2 protein-coding genes are annotated in these 787 nt (G+C 59.2%); one reads left to right on the plus strand and one right to left on the minus strand.

Going from position 1 to position 787, the window contains the following annotated elements:
- Positions 1 to 247, plus strand: a 247-nt coding sequence (locus EN935_RS41675; protein ID WP_206534705.1) for a hypothetical protein, incomplete at its 5' end; no start/stop codon positions are given.
- On the opposite strand, the gene EN935_RS38490 is transcribed toward EN935_RS41675, so the two are convergent.
- Positions 244 to 787: DapH/DapD/GlmU-related protein (locus EN935_RS38490; protein ID WP_281040415.1), on the minus strand; the 544-nt coding region annotated here is incomplete at its 5' end. The two genes, EN935_RS41675 and EN935_RS38490, sit on opposite strands and share 4 nt — an antisense overlap.

Genomic DNA, 787 nt, shown 5'->3' on the forward strand with positions numbered 1-787 from the left:
GGCCGACGATTCCAACAATACCGCACATGCAGACAGTCCCCGCTTCCCCGTGGAAAACCAGCGCTATTTAGGGATGGCCGGCCTGCCGCGAAAGTCACATTGCATTTCGTCACGTGTAACGGAACGATTTTTGCACGCATGCACTATGACAGACCGCTCTTGCAATCGGGTTACCCAAATTGTTCGGCTTTTCACCGCTGCGGTGGTCGACCATTCATCTTTTGCGGTAGCCTTGCTCGTCGTCTAATGGTCGGAGCCGGTAGCCTTCTTCTTCGCAGCCGCGGCCGAAGCAAAGCGCTCGCGCAATTCCTTGCCCTTGCCAGGAATTGTCTTCTGGCGGGCACGGCCGAAGGCCAGCGCGTCTTGTGGCACGCTCTCGGTGATGACACTGCCCGAGGCGATGTAGCCGCCCTTGCCGATGGTGACTGGCGCCACCAGCGACGAATTCGAGCCGACAAAAGCACCCTCGCCAATGTCGGTGAAGAATTTCGAGTAGCCGTCATAGTTGCAGGTGATGGTGCCGGCGCCGATATTAGCGCCCGCGCCGACGCGGGCGTCGCCGATATAGGTCAAATGGTTGACCTTAGCGCCCTCCTCGATAACAGCCTGCTTAACCTCGCAGAAATTGCCGACCTTGGCCTTTTGCTTGAGATCGGCACCCGGCCGCAGCCGCGCGAACGGCCCGACATCGCAATTCGAGGCGATGGTGGCGCCCTCGATATGGCTGAAGGCATGGATCTTGGCTCCCGTGGCGATCTTTACCCCCGGACCGAACCAAACATTGGGT

It is taken from the genome of Mesorhizobium sp. M7D.F.Ca.US.004.03.1.1 (assembly GCF_003998635.1).
GTDB lineage: Bacteria > Pseudomonadota > Alphaproteobacteria > Rhizobiales > Rhizobiaceae > Mesorhizobium > Mesorhizobium loti.